Raw genomic sequence first — 18,382 nt, 5'->3', positions numbered from 1 at the left:
CCGGCACACTCCAGAAGGGAAAGGCACAGCGGCGAGCGGAAGGCGGAATCGTGAGCGGTGACGGTAGCGGTGACAGGGAGAACCGGCCCCTGGAGATCAGCGCGCGCGGCCGGGCCGTGCTCGCCGACCCCCGGCTCAACCGGGGGACCGCGTTCACCGACGAAGAGCGGCGCGCGCTGGATCTCGTCGGGCTGATTCCGCCGCGGGTGCTCGATCAGGACGGGCAGGCCGAGCGGGCGTACGGGCAGTTCCGGGAGCAGAGCGGTGATCTCGCCAAGAGCGTGTACCTGACCGCCCTGCACGACCGCAACGAGGTGCTGTTCTACCGGCTCGTCGGCGATCACCTCGAAGAGATGCTGCCCATCGTCTACACGCCGACCGTCGGCACGGCGATCCGCCGCTACAGCACCGAGTACCGCCGCCCCCGCGGGGTCTACCTCTCCGTGGACGCCCCCGACGACATCGAGCGCTCGCTGCGGGCGAGCGGACTCGGCGCCGACGACGTGGACCTGATCGTCGCCACCGACGGCGAGGGCATCCTCGGCATCGGAGACTGGGGCGTCGGCGGTATCGACATCGCCGTGGGCAAGCTCGCCGTCTACACGGCCGCCGCCGGCATCGACCCGCGCCGCACCCTGCCCGTCATGCTCGACGTCGGCACCAACCGACAGGAACTCCTCGACAGCCCCCTCTACCTCGGCAACCGCCACCCCCGCGCCGACCGCGACAGCTACGACGCCTTCATCGACGCCTACGTCACCACCGCGGCCAAGCTCTTCCCGGGCGCCCTGCTGCACTGGGAGGACTTCGGCACCGCCAACGCCCGCCGGATCCTGAACCGCTACCGCGACCGGGTCTGCACCTTCAACGACGACATCCAGGGCACCGGCGCCGTCAACCTCGCCGCCGTGCTGTCCGGCGTGCGGGCCGCCGACCTGCCCCTGACCGAGCAGCGGATCGTGGTCTTCGGCGCGGGCACGGCCGGCATCGGCGTCGCCGACCAGCTCCGCGACGCCCTGGTGGCCGAGGGGCTGCCGGCCGACGAGGCGACCGCCCGCTTCTGGTGCGTGGACCGGTACGGCCTGCTCACCGACGACCAGGGCGACAAGCTCCGCGACTTCCAGGTGCCCTACGCCCGCCCGGCCGGCGAGACGGAGGGCTGGAGCCGGGACGAGAGCCTGCCCGGCATCCCGCTCGCCGAGGTCGTCCGGCGGGTCCGCCCGACCCTCCTCATCGGCACCTCCGGGCAGGGCGGCGCCTTCACCCGGGACATCGTCCGCGAGATGGCGGCCCACACCGAACGCCCGATCATCCTGCCCATGTCCAACCCCACCGACCTCGCCGAGGCCACCCCCGCCGACCTGCTCGACTGGACCGACGGCAAGGCCCTGGTCGCCACCGGCAGCCCCTTTCCGGCCGTCGAGCGGGACGGGACGACGTACGAGATCGGGCAGGCCAACAACGCCCTGGTCTTCCCCGGGCTCGGCCTCGGCGCGATCGTCGCCCGCGCCTCCCGCGTCACCGACCGCATGCTGCGCGCGGCGGCCGACGCCGTGGCCCGGCAGACCGGCGACGCGGACGTGGCCGAGCGGAACGCGCCCGTCCTGCCCCCGATCCGCGACCTGCGGAGCACCTCCACGGCCGTCGCCGTCGCCGTGGTCAGGGCGGCGGTGGAGGACGGGGTCGCCCGTGCCGACGGTCTGGACGACCCGGAGGCGGCCGTGCGGGCGGCGGTGTGGGAAGCCGTCTATCCGCCGATCCGCGCGGTGTGAACTCCCCACCCGGTGTGAACGGCTGAGTCCTTGCCGCCCAGCCAATTAATGCAAGCACGCTTGATTGTTTCCACCCCCGCTGCCATGCTCCCTCCATGGCCGACCCGACGCCCGTCATCGACGACCTGCGTGCCGAGAGCGACGAACTCGACCGACTCGTGGCCGAGTTGGACCCGGAGCAGTGGGCCCGGCCCACCCCCGCCCCGGGCTGGACCGTCGCCCACCAGATCGCCCACCTCGCCTGGACCGACCACTCCGCCCTGCTGGCCGTCACGGACGCCGGGGCCTTCCAGGCGCTGGTGGAGAAGGCGCTCACCGCCCCCGGCTCCTTCGTGGACGAGGGTGCCGAGGAGGGGGCCCGACTCCCGCCCGCCGAGCTGCTGTCGGGCTGGCGGGCCGGCCGGGACGCCCTGGAGCGGGCCCTGCGCGCCGCGCCGCCCGGCAGCCGCTTCCCCTGGTACGGGCCGCCCATGTCCGGCGCCTCCCTGGCCACCGCCCGTCTCATGGAGACCTGGGCCCACTCCCTGGACGTGGCCGATGCCCTGGGCGCCGTCCGGCCGGCCACCGACCGGCTCCGGCACGTGGCCCGACTCGGGGTGCGGACCAGGGACTTCGCGTACGGCGTGCACGGACTCACGCCGCCGCAAACGGAGTTCCGCGTCGAGCTGGACGGGCCCTCCGGCGAGGTGTGGAGCTACGGGCCGCCCGACGCCGCCCAGCGCGTCACCGGTCCCGCCCTCGACTTCTGCCTCCTCGTCACCCAGCGCGCCCACCGCGCCGACCTGGCCCTGACCGCCGAGGGCCCGGACGCGGACCGCTGGCTGGACCTCGCCCAGGCCTTCGCCGGACCGCCCGGAGCCGGCCGCCCGCCGACGGGAGGCGAGCGGTGACGCCCCTGCGCATCGGCAACTTCTCCGGGTTCTACGGCGACCGCGCCGCCGCCCTGCGCGAGATGCTCACCGGCGGTGAACTCGACGTCCTCACCGGCGACTACCTCGCCGAGCTGACCATGCTGATCCTCGCCCGCGACCGGCTGAAGGACCCCGGCGCCGGGTACGCCCGCACCTTCCTCCGCCAGTTGGAGGACTGCCTCGGCCTCGCCCACGAGCGGGGCGTGCGGATCGTCACCAACGCGGGCGGGCTCAACCCGGCCGGGTTGGCGGAGCGGATCCGGGAGGCGGCCGGGCGGCTCGGCGTGCCGGTGCGCGTCGCCCATGTCGAGGGCGACGACCTGACCGCCGCCCACCCCGGCGCCCTCGCCGCCCACGCCTACCTCGGCGGGTTCGGGATCGCCGCGTGCCTGCGCGGCGGCGCGGACGTCGTCGTCACCGGGCGGGTGACGGACGCGGCGCTCGTCACCGGGCCCGCCGCCGCCCACTTCGGGTGGGAGCCGGGGGAGTGGGACCGGCTCGCGGGAGCCGTCGTCGCCGGGCATGTGCTGGAGTGCGGGACGCAGGCCACCGGCGGGAACTACGCCTTCTTCCGGGAGGGTGACGTACGGCGGCCGGGGTTCCCGCTGGCCGAGGTGGGCGCCGACGGCACCTGCGTGATCACCAAGCATCCCGGCACCGGCGGCTTCGTGGACGTCGGGACCGTCACCGCCCAACTGCTGTACGAGACCGCTGGCGGCCGGTACGCGGGGCCGGACGTGACCGCCCGGCTGGACAGTGTCCGGCTGCGCCAGGACGGGCCGGACCGGGTGCGGATCGAGGGCGTGCGCGGGGAGGCGCCGCCGCCGGACCTCAAGGTCGGGGTCAACCGGCTCGGCGGCTTCCGCAACGAGGTCGCCTTCGTCCTCACCGGCCTCGACATCGAGGCCAAGGCGGACCTCGTGCGCGACCAGCTCGCCGACGCCCTCGCCAAGTCGCCGCCCGCCGAGGTCCGCTGGGACCTGGTGCGCACCGACCGGGACGACGCCGGCACCGAGGAGACGGCCAGCGCCCTGCTGCGGCTCGTCGTACGGGACCCGGACCAGGAGGTCGTCGGGCGGGCGCTGAGCGGGGCCGCGATCGAGCTGGCCCTCGCGAGCTACCCGGGCTTCCACGTGCTCGCGCCACCCGGAAGGGGCGAGCCGTACGGGGTGTTCGAGGCTGCTTACGTCCCCCAGACCGCCGTGGAGCAGGTGGCCGTCCTTCCGGACGGGCGCCGGGTGGTGGTGGCGCCGTCCCGGGAGACGCGGCCCCTGGAGGCCGTACCGGCACCGCCCCTGCCCGAGCCCCTGCCGCCCGGCGGGCCGACCCGGCGGGCGCCGCTCGGGCTGGTCGCCGGGGCCCGCAGCGGGGACAAGGGCGGGGACGCCAACGTCGGGGTGTGGGCGCGGACCGAGGACGCCTGGCGGTGGCTCGCGCACGAGCTGACCGAGGAGCGCTTCCGGGAGCTGGTCCCGGAGAGCCGGGACCTGCCCGTCACCCGGCACGTGCTGCCGAACCTGCGCGCCCTGAACTTCACCGTCGGCGGCATCCTCGGCGCCGGCGTCGCCGCCCAACACCGCTTCGACCCGCAGGCCAAGGCTCTCGGCGAATGGCTGCGCTCCCGCCACCTGGACATCCCGGAGGCCCTGCTGTGACCACCCTGACCTCGGCCCTCGACCCGGCCGCTCCCGACCACCGGGCGCACCGCGAGACCATGCTCGCCAAGCTCGCCGAACTGGACGCCGAGCACGCCAAGGCGCTCGCGGGCGGCGGCGAGAAGTACGTTCAGCGGCACCGGAAGCGCGGCAAGCTGCTCGCCCGGGAGCGCATCGAGCTGCTGCTCGACCCGGACACGCCGTTCCTGGAGCTGTCGCCGCTGGCCGGCTGGGGCAGCGAGTACACCGTCGGCGCCTCCCTCGTCACCGGCATCGGCGTGGTCGAGGGCGTGGAGTGCCTGATCACCGCCAACGACCCGACCGTGCGCGGCGGCGCCAGCAACCCGTGGAGCCTGAAGAAGGCCCTGCGCGCCAACGACATCGCGCTCGCCAACCGGCTGCCCTGCGTCAGCCTGGTCGAGTCCGGGGGCGCCGACCTGCCCTCCCAGAAGGAGATCTTCATCCCCGGCGGCGCCATCTTCCGGGACCTCACCCGGCTCTCCGCCGCCGGCATCCCCACGGTCGCCGTCGTTTTCGGCAACTCGACGGCGGGCGGCGCGTACGTCCCCGGCATGTCGGACCACGTGATCATGGTCAAGGAGCGCGCCAAGGTCTTCCTCGGCGGGCCGCCGCTGGTCAAGATGGCCACCGGCGAGGAGAGCGACGACGAGTCCCTCGGCGGCGCCGAGATGCACGCGCGGGTGTCCGGCCTCGCGGACCACTTCGCCGTGGACGAGCGGGACGCGCTGCGGCAGGCCCGGCGGGTGGTCGCCCGCCTCAACCACCGCAAGGCGTACCCCGATCCGGGGTTCGCCGAGCCGCCCAGGTACGACCCCGAGGAGCTGCTGGGCATCGTCCCGGGCGACCTGAAGACGCCCTTCGACCCGCGCGAGGTCGTCGCCCGGATCGTGGACGGCTCCGACTTCGACGAGTTCAAACCGCTCTACGGCACCAGCCTGGTGACCGGCTGGGCGGCCCTGCACGGCTATCCCGTCGGCATCCTCGCCAACGCGCAGGGCGTGTTGTTCAGCGCCGAGTCGCAGAAGGCCGCCCAGTTCATCCAGCTTGCCAACCAGCGGGACATCCCATTGCTGTTCCTGCACAACACCACCGGCTACATGGTCGGCCGGGAGTACGAGCAGGGCGGCATCATCAAGCACGGCGCCATGATGATCAACGCGGTCAGCAACAGCCGCGTCCCGCACCTGTCCCTCCTCATGGGCGCGTCCTACGGCGCCGGGCACTACGGCATGTGCGGGCGCGCCTACGACCCCCGCTTCCTGTTCGCCTGGCCCAGCGCCAAGTCCGCCGTCATGGGCCCGCAGCAGCTCGCCGGCGTGCTGTCCATCGTCGCCCGGCAGTCGGCGGCGGCGAAGGGACTGCCGTACGACGAGGAGGGCGACGCCGCGCTGCGCGCCATGGTCGAGCAGCAGATCGAGTCCGAGTCGCTGCCGATGTTCCTGTCCGGGCGGCTGTACGACGACGGCGTCATCGACCCGCGCGACACCCGCACCGTCCTCGGCCTGTGCCTGTCCGCCCTGCACACCGCCCCCTTCGAGGGCGCGCGCGGCGGCTTCGGCGTCTTCCGGATGTGAGGTCCATGATCCAGACACTGCTGGTCGCCAACCGGGGCGAGATCGCCTGCCGGATCTTCCGCACCTGCGCCGCCTCGGGAATCCGGACCGTCGCCGTCCACTCCGACGCGGACGAGAACGCGCTGCACGCGCGCGTGGCCGACACCGCCGTACGGCTGCCGGGCGCGGCCCCCGCCGACACCTATCTGCGCGGCGACCTGGTGGTGAAGGCCGCCCTCGCCGCCGGCGCGGACGCCGTGCACCCCGGGTACGGCTTCCTCTCCGAGAACGCCGGCTTCGCCCGCGCCGTCCTCGACGCCGGCCTGACCTGGATCGGCCCGCCGCCGGAGGCCATCGAGGCGATGGCGTCCAAGACCCGCGCCAAGCAGCTCATGGGCCTCGCCCCGCTGACCGACGTCACCGAGGCCGACCTGCCGGTGCTGGTGAAGGCGGCGGCCGGGGGCGGGGGGCGCGGGATGCGGATCGTACGCCGCCTCGAAGAGCTGCCCGCCGCCCTGGAGGGCGCGCGTGCCGAGGCCGTGAGCGCCTTCGGGGACGGCGAGGTGTTCGTCGAGCCGTACCTGGAGCACGGCCGCCATGTCGAGGTGCAGATCCTCGCCGACACCCACGGCACCGTCTGGCCGCTCGGCACCCGTGACTGCTCCCTCCAGCGCCGCCACCAGAAGGTGATCGAGGAGGCCCCGGCGCCCGGACTCACCGAGGGGCTCGCGAAGGAGCTGCGCGCGCTGGCCGTACGCGCCGCCCGCGCCGTCTCCTACGTGGGCGCCGGCACCGTCGAGTTCCTGGTCGCCGACGGCCGCGCGCACTTCCTGGAGATGAACACCCGCCTCCAGGTCGAACACCCGGTGACGGAGGAGGTGTTCGGCCTCGACCTGGTCGCCGAGCAGCTCCGCGTCGCCGAGGGCCACGCGCTGGCGCCGGAACCGCCCCCCGCGCGCGGCCACGCCGTCGAGGCCCGCCTGTACGCCGAGGACCCGGCCCGTGACTGGGCCCCGGAGACCGGCACCCTGCACCGCCTCGCCGTACCGGCCGGCGTCCGCCTGGACACCGGCTACACCGACGGCGACCCCATCGGCGTCCACTACGACCCGATGCTCGCCAAGGTCGTCGCCCACGCGCCCACCCGCGCGGAGGCGATCCGCAAGCTGGCGGGCGCCCTGGAGGCCGCCGCGCTCCACGGCCCGGTCACCAACCGCGACCTGCTCGTCCGCTCCCTGCGCCACCCGGAGTTCACCTCCGCCCGCATGGACACCGGCTTCTACGACCGCCACCTCCCCGCCCTCACCGAGCCCGCCCCCGACCCGCTCGCCCCGCTGGCCGCCGCCCTCGCCGCCGCCCACGGCCGCTCCCGCTTCGGCGGCTGGCGCAACCTCCCCTCCCAGCCCCAGATCAAGCGCTACGAGGTCGGGGGCGAGGAGACCGAGGTCCGCTACCGCCCCACCCGGACCGGCTTCGCCGTGGAAGGGGCGAGGGTCGTGCACGTCTCCGCCCACACGGTCGTCCTCGAAGCGGACGGCGTACGCCACCGCTTCGAGGTGGCCCGCTACGGCGACCGGATCCACGTCAACACCACCCGCCTGACGGCACTGCCCCGCTTCCCCGACCCGGAGCAACAACTCGCCCCCGGCTCCCTGCTGGCCCCGATGCCCGGCACGGTCGTACGCGTCGCCGAAGGCCTCACCGAGGGCACCGCCGTCACCGCCGGACAGCCCCTGATCTGGCTGGAGGCGATGAAGATGCAGCACCAGATCTCGGCACCCACCGAAGGCACCCTCACCACCTTGCACGCCAAGCCGGGACAGCAGGTGGAGCCCGGCTTCCTGCTGGCGGTGGTGCGGCAGACCTGAGGGGCGCGGGGCTGTATCGATATGCGGCTGCCGCCGCGTGAGCGCGAGCAACCACACCCAACCCGCACCCGAAAGGAATCCCATGCCCACCCTCATCGAACCCGAAGAACACAAAGCCCTACGAGCCGCCGTATCCGCCCTCGGCAACCGCTACGGCCGCGCATACCTCACCCGCACCGTCGCCGAAGGCAAACCCCTCACCGAACTCTGGTCCGAGGCGGGCAAGCTCGGCTATCTCGGCGTCAACCTGCCGGAGGCATACGGCGGTGGGGGCGGCGGCATAGCCGAACTCTCCATCGTCCTCGAAGAACTCGGCGCCGCCGGCTCCCCCCTGCTCATGCTGGTCGTCTCCCCGGCCATCTGCGGCACGGTGATCGCCCGCTTCGGCACCGAGGAGCAGAAGCGGACCTGGCTGCCCGGCCTCGCCGACGGCACCCGTCTCATGGCGTTCGGCATCACCGAGCCCGACGCCGGCTCCAACAGCCACCGCATCACCACCACCGCCCGCCGCGACGGCGCCGACTGGCTGCTGACCGGCCGCAAGGTGTTCATCTCCGGGGTGGACATGGCCGACGCCGTGCTGATCGTCGGCCGGACCGAGGACGCCCGCACCGGACGCCTCAAGCCCTGCCTGTTCATCGTGCCGACGGACGCCGAGGGCTTCCAGAAGCGGCCGATCGACATGGAACTCAGCGCCGCGGAGAAGCAGTTCGAGCTGGTCCTGGACGACGTACGGCTGCCCGCCGACGCGCTCGTCGGCGACGAGGACGCCGGACTGCTCCAGCTGTTCGCCGGGCTGAACCCGGAGCGGATCATGACGGCCGCGTTCGCGATCGGCATGGGCCGGTACGCGCTCGGCAAGGCCATCGAGTACGCCCGCGACCGCACCGTCTGGAAGGCCCCCATCGGCGCCCACCAGGCCATCGCCCACCCCCTCGCCCAGGCCCACATCGACCTGGAGCTGGCCCGGCTGATGATGCAGAAGGCCGCCCACCTCTACGACGCCGGCGACGACATCGGCGCGGGCGAGGCCGCCAACATGGCCAAGTACGCGGCCGGCGAGGCCTGTGTCCGGGCCGTCGACCAGGCCGTGCACACCCTCGGCGGCAACGGCCTCACCCGCGAGTTCGGGCTCGCCTCGCTGATCACGGCCGCGCGGGTGGCCCGGATCGCGCCGGTGAGCCGGGAGATGATCCTCAACTACGTCTCCCACCAGAGTCTCGGCCTGCCCAAGTCGTACTGAGCCGCCGCCGCTTGGAGGAGCCGTGTTCCGCAGCGCGTACGCAGACGTCCCGCCCGTAGCACTTCCCATCCACGACGCCGTCCTCGGCCACGCGGCCGGCTTCGGTGACCGGCCCGCCCTCGTCGACGGCACGGACGGCACCACGCTCACGTACGAGCAGGTGGACCGGTTCCACCGGCGCCTGGCCGCCGCCTTCGCCGAGACCGGCGTCCGCAAGGGTGACGTCCTCGCCCTGCACAGCCCCAACACCGTCGCCTTCCCGACCGCCTTCTACGCGGCCACCCGCGCGGGCGCCGCCGTCACCACCGTGCACCCGCTGGCCACCGCCGAGGAGTTCGCCAAGCAGCTCGCCGACAGCGGCGCCCGCTGGATCGTCACCGTCTCCCCGCTGCTGGTCACCGCCCGCCGGGCCGCCGAACTCGCGGGCGGCGTAAGGGAGATCCTGGTGTGCGACAGCGCCCCCGGGCACCGCTCGCTCATCGACCTGCTCGCCACCACCGCCCCCGAACCGGACGTCGGCCTCGACCCCGCCGAGGACGTCGCGGCGCTGCCGTACTCCTCCGGCACCACCGGCGTGCCCAAGGGCGTCATGCTCACCCACCGGCAGCTGGCCACCAACCTCGCCCAGCTCGCCCCCGCCGTCCCGGCCGGACCCGGCGACCGCATCCTGGCCGTCCTGCCCTTCTTCCACATCTACGGCCTGACCGCCCTCATGAACGCCCCGCTGCGCCAGGGCGCCACCGTCGTCGTGCTGCCCCGCTTCGAGCTGGAGACGTTCCTCGCCGCGATCCAGACACACCGCATCACCGGCCTCTTCGTCGCCCCGCCGATCGTCCTCGCCCTCGCCAAACACCCGGCCGTCGGCGCCTACGACCTGTCCTCGCTGAAGTACGTCATCAGCGCCGCCGCCCCGCTGGACGCCCAGCTCGCCCGCGCCTGCGCCGAGCGCCTCGGACTGCCCCCGATCGGCCAGGCCTACGGCATGACCGAACTGTCCCCCGGCACCCACGTCGTCCCCCTCGACCGCCTGCACGACGCCCCCGCCGGCACCGTCGGCCGCCTCGTCGCCGGCACCGAGATGCGGATCGTCTCCCTGGACGACCCCGGAAAGGACCTCGGTACCGGTGAGAGCGGCGAGATTCTGATCCGCGGCCCGCAGGTCATGAAGGGCTACCTCGGCCGCCCCGACGCCACCGCCGCACTCATCGACCCCGACGGCTGGCTGCACACCGGGGACGTCGGCCGCGTCGACGCCGACGGCTGGCTCTTCGTGGTGGACCGCGTGAAGGAACTCATCAAGTACAAGGGCTTCCAGGTGGCCCCCGCCGAACTGGAGGCCCTGCTGCTCACCCACCCCGGCATCGCCGACGCCGCCGTCATCGGCACCCCCGACGCCGACGGCAACGAGGTCCCGCACGCCTTCGTCGTCCGCCGCCCCGGCGCCGAGGAGCCGACCGAGAACGACGTCCTGCTCCACGTCGCCGAGCGCGTCGCCCCCTACAAACGCGTCCGCAAGGTCACCTTCACCGACACCGTCCCGCGCGCCGCCTCCGGCAAGATCCTGCGCCGGGAACTCAGGGAGCTGCCATGACATCCGCTGCCCCGACGACACCCGCCGCCGCGGCTCCCGTCGGCCGCACGCGCACACGCGGCGTCGAGACCCTCAGCCTGGACGCCACCGGCACCCGCAACGCCCTGTCGGCCGCCCTCGTCACCGCCCTCGCCGAAGCCCTCGCCGACTGCGCGAAGGACCCGGACGTACGGGCTGTCGTCCTCACCCACACCGGCACCACCTTCTGCGCCGGCGCCGACCTGCGCGACCCGCCGCACCCCGACGCCCTGGTCGGCCTGCTGCGGCAGCTCGTGGAACTGCCCAAGCCCGTCGTCGCGCGGATCACCGGACACGTACGGGCCGGCGGCCTCGGACTGCTCGCCGCCTGCGATCTGGCCGCCGCCTCCAGCACGGCCACCTTCGCCTTCACCGAGGTCCGCATCGGCGTCGCCCCCGCCGTCATCTCCCTGCCGGTCCTGCCGCGCACCGACCCGCGCGCCCTGGCCCGCTACTACCTCACCGGCGAACGCTTCGGCCCCGCCGAGGCCGTCCGCCTCGGTCTGCTCACCACCAGCGCCGACGACGTGGACGACGCCCTCGCCCCGATCCTGGACGGCCTGCGCCGCTCCGCGCCCGGGGCCCTGGCGGAGACCAAGCGGCTCCTCACGGCTAGGGTGCTGGAGACATTCGACCGGGACGCGGGCGAGCTGACCGCGCTCTCGGCCCGGCTGTTCTCCTCCGAGCAGGCCCGGGAGGGGATGACGGCCTTCCTGGAGAAACGGGACGCGGCATGGGTGGTGTGAGGACGTGAGCACGACGGCGGAACACGACCGCCCCGCTTCCCGGCCGGACCGGAGCCCCAAGCAGGACCGGAGCAGGGCCACCCGGCAGCGGCTGCTGGAGGCCGCCGTGGCCTGCCTGGCCGAGCACGGCTGGGCGGGCTCCACCGTCGCCGTCGTCGCCGAACGCGCCGGGGTCTCCCGGGGCGCCGCCCAGCACCACTTCCCGACCCGCGAGGACCTGTTCACCGCCGCCGTCGAGTACGTCGCCGAAGAGCGCTCCACCGCCCTGCGCGACCTCTTCCCGGAGGGCGCCGCCGACCGCCGCGCCGTCGTCGCCGCCCTGGTCGACCTCTTCACCGGTCCCCTCTTCCGGGCCGCCCTGCACCTGTGGGTCGCCGCCTCCAACGAGGAGCAACTGCGCGCCCGCGTCACCGAGTTGGAGGCGCGCGTCGGCCGGGAGACGCACCGCATCGCCGTCGACCTGCTCGGTGCCGACGAGTCACGCCCCGGGGTGCGCGAGAGCGTGCAGGGACTGCTGGACATGGCCCGCGGCCTCGGCCTCGCCAACCTCCTCACCGACGACACCGCCCGCCGCGCCCGGGTCGTCACCCAGTGGGCCGCGCTGCTCGACGACGCCCTCGGATAAGCCGGGCCGACCGGGCCAGTGACGCGGGCCACACCCGTATCCGGCCCGGGGCAGTACCCTTGCCCCATGCTTCCGATGCTCGTCCGACGCCGCCACGTGGACTACGTGCGCGTCACGAGCATGGGCTGTCGGCGCCTCTCCGCCTGACGAGCCCCCTTTTTTCTCGCTTTCTCTTCTTTCCTTTCGGCACCCGGGGGCCGCCCACACCCCTCGGCGGCCACCCGTGCCCCGTACACCCGCGGACGCACCCATGACCACGCACACAGCGACGTCGTACGACCAGCTTCCGATCATCGACCTGTCGGCCGCCGACCGTGGACCCCAGGCCCGCACGCTGCTCCACGCGCAGCTGCACAGCGCCGCCCACGACGTCGGCTTCTTCCAGCTCGTCGGGCACGGCGTCACCCGGGCCGAGACCGACGCCCTGCTCACCGCCATGCGCGCCTTCTTCGCCCTCCCCGAGGCCGACCGGCTCGCCCTGGACAACGTCAACTCCCCGCACTTCCGCGGCTACACCCGCACCGGCGACGAACGCACCGCCGGCGCCCGCGACTGGCGCGACCAGCTCGACATAGGCGCCGAACGCCCCGCCCGCGTCCCCGGCCCCGGGGAGCCCCCGTACTGGTGGCTCCAGGGCCCCAACCAGTGGCCGGCCGCGCTGCCCGGACTGCGCGCCGCCGCCCTCGCCTGGATCGACCGGCTCAGCCAGGTCGCCGAGCGCCTGCTGCGCGAACTGCTCACCGCCATCGGCGCCCCGGCCGGCTTCTACGACCCGGTCTTCGGCGCCCACGCCCACCCGCACCTCAAGCTCGTCCGCTACCCCGGCAGCGCGGGCGACGGCACCGACCAGGGCGTCGGCGCGCACAAGGACTACGGCTTCCTCACCCTGCTCCTCCAGGACACCGTCGGCGGCCTCCAGGTGCTGCGCGAGGACGGTCGCTTCCACGACGTACCGCCCATCGAGGGCGCCTTCGTCGTCAACCTCGGCGAACTGCTGGAGGTCGCCACCAACGGCTACCTGCTCGCCACCAACCACCGCGTGGTCAGCCCGCCCGGAGCCACCGAACGCCACTCCGTCCCGTTCTTCTACAACCCCCGCCTGGACGCCAGGGTCGCCCCGCTGCCCTTCCCGCACGCGTCCGAGGCCCCGGGCATCACCACGGACCCCGCCAACCCGCTGTACGCCGAGTACGGCTACAACGAGCTGAAGGGCAAGCTCAGGGCCCACCCCCTGGTCGCGGAACGCCACCACGGAAACCTGCTGACCCCGGCGTGAGGAAGGCGGCGCGCCCGGCCACGACCGACCCGCGCCCGCCTCCCCCTCCGCCGCTACTGGGCGACGTACCCGGGGATCTCCTCCGGCTTGCGCGGCCCCGGCCCCACGTACCGGGCCGAGGGCCGCACCAGGCGCCCGGTCCGCTTCTGCTCAAGGATGTGCGCCGACCAGCCGGCGGTCCGCGCGCACGTGAACATCGACGTGAACATGTGCGCCGGCACCTCCGCGAAGTCCAGCATGATCGCCGCCCAGAACTCCACGTTGGTCGCGAGCACCCGGTCCGGGCGGCGGTTGTGCAGCTCCTCCAGCGCGGCCTTCTCCAGCGCCTCCGCGATCTCGAACCGCGGCGCCCCCAGCTCGCGCGCCGTACGCCGCAGCACCCGGGCCCGGGGGTCCTCCGCCCGGTACACCCGGTGCCCGAACCCCATCAGCCGCTCGCCCCGGTCCAGGGCGTTCTTCACGTAGGCCTCCGCGTCCCCGGTGCGCTCGATCTCCTCGATCATCCCGAGCACCCGGGACGGCGCGCCGCCGTGCAGCGGCCCGGACATGGCGCCGACCGCGCCCGACAGGGCGGCGGCCACGTCGGCGCCGGTGGAGGCGATGACCCGGGCGGTGAAGGTGGACGCGTTCATGCCGTGCTCGGCGGCGGAGGTCCAGTACGCGTCGACGGCCTTGACGTGCTTGGGGTCCGGCTCCCCGCGCCAGCGGATCATGAACCGCTCCACCACCGACTGCGCCTTGTCGATCTCGCGCTGCGGCACCATCGGCAGCCCCTGCCCGCGCGCGGACTGGGCGACGTACGACAGCGCCATGACCGCGGCCCGCGCCAGGTCGGCACGCGCCTGCTCCACGTCGATGTCCAGCAGCGGTTTCAGGCCCCACACCGGGGCCAGCATGGCGAGCGCCGACTGCACGTCCACCCGGATGTCACCGGAGTGCACCGGGATCGGGAACGGCTCGGCGGGCGGCAGACCCGGGTTGAAGGCGCCGTCGACCAGCAGCCCCCACACGTTGCCGAAGGAGACGTGACCCACCAGGTCCTCGATGTCGACGCCCCGGTAGCGCAGGGCACCGCCCTCCTTGTCGGGTTCGGCGATCTCCGTCTCGAACGCGACGACTCCTTCGAGTCCGGGTACGAAATCGGACATCAGGCGGCTCCTCGTGAAGTGGACGGCGGCGGTCACCCCGGTGATGCCCCGATCGACCGGTGGTCACCCAAACCGCAAGGGAACCAGCACGATAACCCTCGGTGCCACAGTTGGGGAGACCACGCGACACTGAGTGCCAGATACGTTCGATACGGCAAGATGACCGCGTGACCGACCGCGAGCCCGTAACGGACCCTCAGCCGGACCCCCTCTTGGATCCGGGTGCCATGCGCAAGCAGTACCGGGCCGCGGGCCTGGCCGAACAGGACGCGGCCGCGCATCCGATGGACCAGTTCGCCCGCTGGTTCGAGGACACCGCCCGCGCCGCCCTGCACGGCACGGTCCACGAGCCCAACGCGATGGTCGTCTCCACCGCGGACGCCGCCGGCCGGCCCAGCTCGCGCACGGTCCTGATGAAGCACTTCGACACCGACGGCTTCGTCTTCTACACCAACTTCGGCTCCCGCAAGGCCCGCGACCTGGCGGAGAACCCGTACGTCTCGCTGCTCTTCCCCTGGCACCCGCTGGCCCGCCAGGTCATCGTCACCGGCACCGCCCGCCGCACCGGCCGCGAGGAGACCGCCGCCTACTTCCGTACCCGCCCGCACGGCTCCCAGCTCGGCGCCTGGGCCAGCGCCCAGTCCACGGTGATCACCTCACGCACCGAACTCGACACCGCCTACGCCGACCTGGAGGCCCGCTACCCCGAGGGCGAACAGGTCCCGGTGCCACCCCACTGGGGCGGCTTCCGCGTCGCCCCCGACACGGTCGAGTTCTGGCAGGGCCGCGAGAACCGCCTCCACGACCGCCTGCGCTACACGTCCCACCCCGACGCCACCTGGACCCTCGACCGCCTCAGCCCCTGACCCCCGGGGGCCCCACACACGCAGACGACCCGCGAGTCCAGGTTCTCCGCCTCACGGCATCGAAGCCGGCCGGACGTACCGGCGGACTCGCGGGTCGGGTGACTGCTGGGGATTGGGCCGGGTGCACGCGTCGTTCACGTGCGGGTCCGGCACCGCACTGGATGTGGTGGCGGACCGCTAGCCCGCAGCCACCTCACGCGTCCGGTTCTCATACATCTGCCGAACCACCTCCCTTCTCGTGTACTCGCCACCCTAAGGAACCCCCCGGGAAGGGCTCAACTGTTTTTCGGTACCTTCCGCGCGTGACCGAACTCCGGCTCGCCACCGTCGACGGCGACGCTGGAGAACGCGTATGCCGGGGACCGGCTCGTGGGGTGTTCGACCGTGCGGCCGCCGGTGGGGGAGGAGCGGGTCGCCACCGTCATCGCGCGAGTGCTGCCCGGGTTCCGGGGGCAGGGGTTCGGGACGGTGTTGTACGAGAGCGGGCTGGCCCACGCGCGTGGGCTGGGGGCCGAGGTGGTCGAGACGTGTGTGCCGGCGGTGAACGAGGACGGGCTGCGGTTCGCCGGGCGCCGGGGGTTCGTGGAGATCGAGCGGTATGTGCTGGACGGGGAGCGGGACGAGTGGGTCGACCTGCGGCTTCGGCCGGCGGGAGCCCGGGATTGATTCCTGCGGACTTGCCGGAACATGATGTGTGCTGCATCACGTTCGAGTTGAATGGGGGCCAGTGATGGCCAGTGCCTCCAGGGGGTCCAGGTGAGTGCTTCGCGGCGGAGTGGGACCACGGACGAGCTGGGGCCGGACGAGCCCGGCGAGCCCGGCGGTTCCGATCTGCTCGCCGCGCTGCTGGACGGCATGGACGCGGCCCTGTGCGCCTTCGACGCCGACGGGGTGGTGACGCACTGGAACCGGGAGGCGGAGCGGATCCTCGGCTGGAGCGCCGCCGAGGCGGTCGGCCGGCCCGGGTTCGCCGGCTGGGCGGTGCGCAGCGCCGACGCCGAGGAGGTGCAGGCCCGGCTGATGTCGGCGACGCACGCGCCGGGCCGGCAGGTGCACGAGTTCGCGCTCGTCACCAAGGACGGCGGCCGGGTGCTGGTGCGCACCCAGTCCGCCGCCGTACCGGGACCGGACGGCAAGCCGGCGGGTGTGTACTGTGCCTTCAGCGAGGTGCACGCGCAGATCGACCTGGAGCGCTCGATCGCGCTGAGCGAGGCGCTGTTCGAGAAGGCGTCCTGGGGTGTCGTCCTCGTCGACGCGGACCTGCGGCCGGCCGTGGTGAACGCGCACGCGGCCCGCGCGCTCGGCCTGCGGCGCAGCGCCGTGCTGGGCCGGCCGCTCGGTGAGCTGCTGGCCCAGGGCGTGGAGGAGCTGGAGGCCACGCTCACGCACGTACTCGCCGAGGGCGCGCCGCCCGCGCCGGCCGAGATGTGGGTGACGGTGCGGACGGCGGAGGGCGAGCGGCGCCGGTGCTGGCGCAGCGGCTTCGTACGGCTGGCCTCGCCGCTGGCGGAGGAGCCGGTGCCGCTCGGGGTCGGCTGGCTCTTCCAGGACGTCACCGAGGCCCGGCAGGGCGAGCAGGAGGCGGCGCTGCTGCGGTTCCGGACGAACCAGCTGCACCGGGCGGCGCGGGCCGCCGCCGAGTGCGAGGACCCGGCGGAGGCGGCCACCGTGCACCTCGACTTCGCGCTCGCCGGTTTCGCCGACCACGCGCTGGTGGACCGGGTGGCGGACGCGGGCGGCGAGGCGGCGACCGAGCCGTCCCGGCCGACGGAATCGACGGAGCCGGTACGGCTCGTACGGTTCGCCGCCACGCCCGCCGGGGCGCCGGGGCCGAGCCGGCTGGCCGGGGCCGCCGGGCTGCCGTTGCGCTACGCGGACGGGCATCCCGCCCTCCAGTGCGTGCAGCGGGCCGGGACCGTGCGCGCGGACGCCGGTTCGGTGCCGCCGGAGCGGGCTCGGGAGTGGGCCCTGCACCGGCAGTGGCCGCCGGACGCGGTGCACGCGCTGTGCACGGTGCTGCGCAGCCGGGGGCGGACGCTGGGCGTGGTGACGTTCCTGCGCGGGGCGAGCCGGAGCCGGTTCGAGCGGTCCGACGCGGCGTACGCGGAGGACGTGGCCGGCCGGATCGCGGTGGCCCTGGACCTGGCGGACCTCGCACGGGGGTAGCCTCGCCGGCCGACCGTCGCTCAGTGGCGGTAGAAGATCCGGTCGCCGTACTCCGTCATCACGCGCCTGTTCCACTCGTGGCCGCCGTCGACGTTGCCCGAGCGCAGCAGCGGGGGCTCGATGCCGCGCTCGGCGAGGGTGGCGGCGGTGGTGGCGAGGACCGCCTGCATGAGGGCGGCGGTGACGACGGTGGAGGCGGGGGCGAAGGGCGCCGGGATGGTGTCGAGGGTGAGTTCGGCGTCGCCGACCGCGATCTTGGAGTCGAGGACGACGTCGCAGTGGTCCTTCAGGAAGGTGCCGGAGGAGTGCCGGGAGGTGGTCTCGGCGGCGTAGGCGACCGAGGTGACGCCGATGACCTTGACGCCGCGCGCGCGGGCGCCGGTGGCCATCTCCACGGGCAGGGCGTTGCGCCCGGACAGGGAGATGATCACGAGGGCGTCGCCGGACCGGATCGGGGCGGTGTCGAGGACGGCGCCCGCGAGGCCGTCGACGCGTTCGAGCGCGGAGCCGAGGGTGGCGGGGGTGACGTCGACGCCGACGACGCCGGGCACGGCGAGCAGGTTCATCAGGGCGAGGCCGCCGGCGCGGTAGACGACGTCCTGGGCGGCCAGGGAGGAGTGCCCGGCGCCGAACGCGAACAGCCGGCCGCCGGCGGCGACGGTGTCGGCGAGCAGGGCGCCGGCCGCGGTGATCGCCCCGGCCTCCTCCTCGCGGACCCGTCGCAGCAGGCCGATGGCCGCGTCGAAGAACAGGTCGGCAGGCGTGCCGTCGCTCATGCGGTGCCCCTTCGCAGCGTCTGTGTCGCGGATCACCGTGCGGTCTGGACCAGTGCGGTGTCAATACGGCCGGGTGCCGCGGCCGGGCGTTCCGGGATGTGGACGGACACCCGCCCGGGAGGGTCCGGTTCGGCCGGTGCCCCCCGG

15 protein-coding genes are annotated in these 18,382 nt (G+C 73.8%); 13 read left to right on the top strand and 2 right to left on the bottom strand.

Annotated elements, in window-relative coordinates; all coding sequences use genetic code 11:
• Positions 1–50: 50 nt before the first annotated feature.
• The 10 genes from NX794_RS03900 (at position 51) to NX794_RS03855 (ending at position 13,279) form a co-directional block, all read left to right on the top strand.
• A complete protein-coding gene (locus NX794_RS03900; RefSeq protein WP_258776699.1) occupies positions 51–1,772 on the top strand; it encodes an NAD-dependent malic enzyme in 1,722 nt (573 codons plus the stop codon).
• A gap of 95 nt (positions 1,773–1,867) precedes the next feature.
• A complete protein-coding gene (locus NX794_RS03895) occupies positions 1,868–2,662 on the top strand; it encodes a TIGR03084 family metal-binding protein (RefSeq protein ID WP_258776698.1) in 795 nt (264 codons plus the stop codon).
• On the top strand, positions 2,659–4,338 hold the full coding sequence (locus tag NX794_RS03890; RefSeq protein ID WP_258776696.1) for an acyclic terpene utilization AtuA family protein: 1,680 nt from the start codon (positions 2,659–2,661) through the stop codon (positions 4,336–4,338). Before NX794_RS03895 ends, NX794_RS03890 begins: the two co-directional genes overlap by 4 nt.
• Positions 4,335–5,933 carry an acyl-CoA carboxylase subunit beta gene (locus NX794_RS03885; RefSeq protein ID WP_258776695.1) on the top strand — a complete coding sequence of 533 codons (1,599 nt, stop codon included), beginning with the start codon at positions 4,335–4,337 and terminating at the stop codon, positions 5,931–5,933. Before NX794_RS03890 ends, NX794_RS03885 begins: the two co-directional genes overlap by 4 nt.
• 5 nt (positions 5,934–5,938) lie before the next feature.
• On the top strand, positions 5,939–7,780 hold the full coding sequence (locus tag NX794_RS03880; RefSeq protein WP_258776694.1) for an ATP-binding protein: 1,842 nt from the start codon (positions 5,939–5,941) through the stop codon (positions 7,778–7,780).
• Positions 7,781–7,862: 82 nt separating this feature from the next.
• The gene (locus NX794_RS03875; protein ID WP_258776693.1) at positions 7,863–9,023 is read left to right on the top strand and encodes an acyl-CoA dehydrogenase family protein; all 1,161 of its coding nucleotides are present in this window, start codon (positions 7,863–7,865) and stop codon (positions 9,021–9,023) included.
• Between the two features lie 22 nt (positions 9,024–9,045).
• Positions 9,046–10,614, top strand: a complete 1,569-nt coding sequence (locus NX794_RS03870) for a 4-coumarate--CoA ligase family protein (protein WP_258776692.1) — start codon at positions 9,046–9,048, stop codon at positions 10,612–10,614.
• Positions 10,611–11,378, top strand: coding sequence for an enoyl-CoA hydratase family protein (locus NX794_RS03865; protein WP_258776691.1), 768 nt, complete (start codon positions 10,611–10,613; stop codon positions 11,376–11,378). Before NX794_RS03870 ends, NX794_RS03865 begins: the two co-directional genes overlap by 4 nt.
• 4 nt (positions 11,379–11,382) lie before the next feature.
• Complete coding sequence (locus tag NX794_RS03860; protein WP_258776690.1) at positions 11,383–12,003, top strand: TetR/AcrR family transcriptional regulator; 621 nt, start codon at positions 11,383–11,385, stop codon at positions 12,001–12,003.
• A 250-nt stretch (positions 12,004–12,253) separates the two neighbouring features.
• Positions 12,254–13,279 carry an isopenicillin N synthase family dioxygenase gene (locus NX794_RS03855; RefSeq protein WP_258776689.1) on the top strand — a complete coding sequence of 342 codons (1,026 nt, stop codon included), beginning with the start codon at positions 12,254–12,256 and terminating at the stop codon, positions 13,277–13,279.
• 53 nt (positions 13,280–13,332) lie between these two features.
• Here NX794_RS03855 and NX794_RS03850 read toward each other — a convergent pair whose 3' ends face one another.
• Positions 13,333–14,427, bottom strand: a complete 1,095-nt coding sequence (locus tag NX794_RS03850; protein ID WP_258776688.1) for a citrate synthase 2 — start codon at positions 14,425–14,427, stop codon at positions 13,333–13,335.
• Positions 14,428–14,654: 227 nt separating this feature from the next.
• Here NX794_RS03850 and pdxH point away from each other — a divergent pair, with 227 nt between their 5' ends.
• From pdxH to NX794_RS03835, 3 genes are all read left to right on the top strand, one after another.
• On the top strand, positions 14,655–15,293 hold the full coding sequence (gene pdxH / locus NX794_RS03845; protein ID WP_258776687.1) for a pyridoxamine 5'-phosphate oxidase: 639 nt from the start codon (positions 14,655–14,657) through the stop codon (positions 15,291–15,293).
• A 384-nt stretch (positions 15,294–15,677) separates the two neighbouring features.
• Positions 15,678–15,959 (top strand): GNAT family N-acetyltransferase, encoded by a 282-nt coding sequence (locus NX794_RS03840; RefSeq protein WP_258776686.1) that lies wholly within the window; start codon positions 15,678–15,680, stop codon positions 15,957–15,959.
• Positions 15,960–16,049: 90 nt separating this feature from the next.
• Positions 16,050–17,459, top strand: a complete 1,410-nt coding sequence (locus NX794_RS03835; protein WP_258776685.1) for a PAS domain-containing protein — start codon at positions 16,050–16,052, stop codon at positions 17,457–17,459.
• Positions 17,460–17,479: 20 nt separating this feature from the next.
• Here the strand turns inward: NX794_RS03835 and NX794_RS03830 are convergent, their stop codons facing one another.
• Positions 17,480–18,235, bottom strand: a complete 756-nt coding sequence (locus NX794_RS03830; RefSeq protein ID WP_258776684.1) for an SIS domain-containing protein — start codon at positions 18,233–18,235, stop codon at positions 17,480–17,482.
• Positions 18,236–18,382: the final 147 nt, after the last annotated feature.

The organism is Streptomyces pyxinicus, from assembly GCF_024753135.1.
Lineage (GTDB): Bacteria > Actinomycetota > Actinomycetes > Streptomycetales > Streptomycetaceae > Streptomyces > Streptomyces pyxinicus.
The sequence above is the reverse complement of the archived record's forward strand: the minus strand, read 5'-3'. Positions and strand labels throughout refer to the sequence as shown.

What these genes read in the sequence shown, in the direction of transcription:
- NX794_RS03850 (WP_258776688.1), bottom strand. Translation starts at nt 14,427, where the DNA reads ATGTCCGATTTCGTACCCGGACTCGAAGGAGTCGTCGCGTTCGAGACG.
- NX794_RS03895 (WP_258776698.1), top strand. Translation starts at nt 1,868, where the DNA reads ATGGCCGACCCGACGCCCGTCATCGACGACCTGCGTGCCGAGAGCGAC.
- NX794_RS03855 (WP_258776689.1), top strand. Translation starts at nt 12,254, where the DNA reads ATGACCACGCACACAGCGACGTCGTACGACCAGCTTCCGATCATCGAC.
- pdxH (WP_258776687.1), top strand. Translation starts at nt 14,655, where the DNA reads ATGCGCAAGCAGTACCGGGCCGCGGGCCTGGCCGAACAGGACGCGGCC.
- NX794_RS03875 (WP_258776693.1), top strand. Translation starts at nt 7,863, where the DNA reads ATGCCCACCCTCATCGAACCCGAAGAACACAAAGCCCTACGAGCCGCC.
- NX794_RS03865 (WP_258776691.1), top strand. Translation starts at nt 10,611, where the DNA reads ATGACATCCGCTGCCCCGACGACACCCGCCGCCGCGGCTCCCGTCGGC.
- NX794_RS03880 (WP_258776694.1), top strand. Translation starts at nt 5,939, where the DNA reads ATGATCCAGACACTGCTGGTCGCCAACCGGGGCGAGATCGCCTGCCGG.
- NX794_RS03830 (WP_258776684.1), bottom strand. Translation starts at nt 18,235, where the DNA reads ATGAGCGACGGCACGCCTGCCGACCTGTTCTTCGACGCGGCCATCGGC.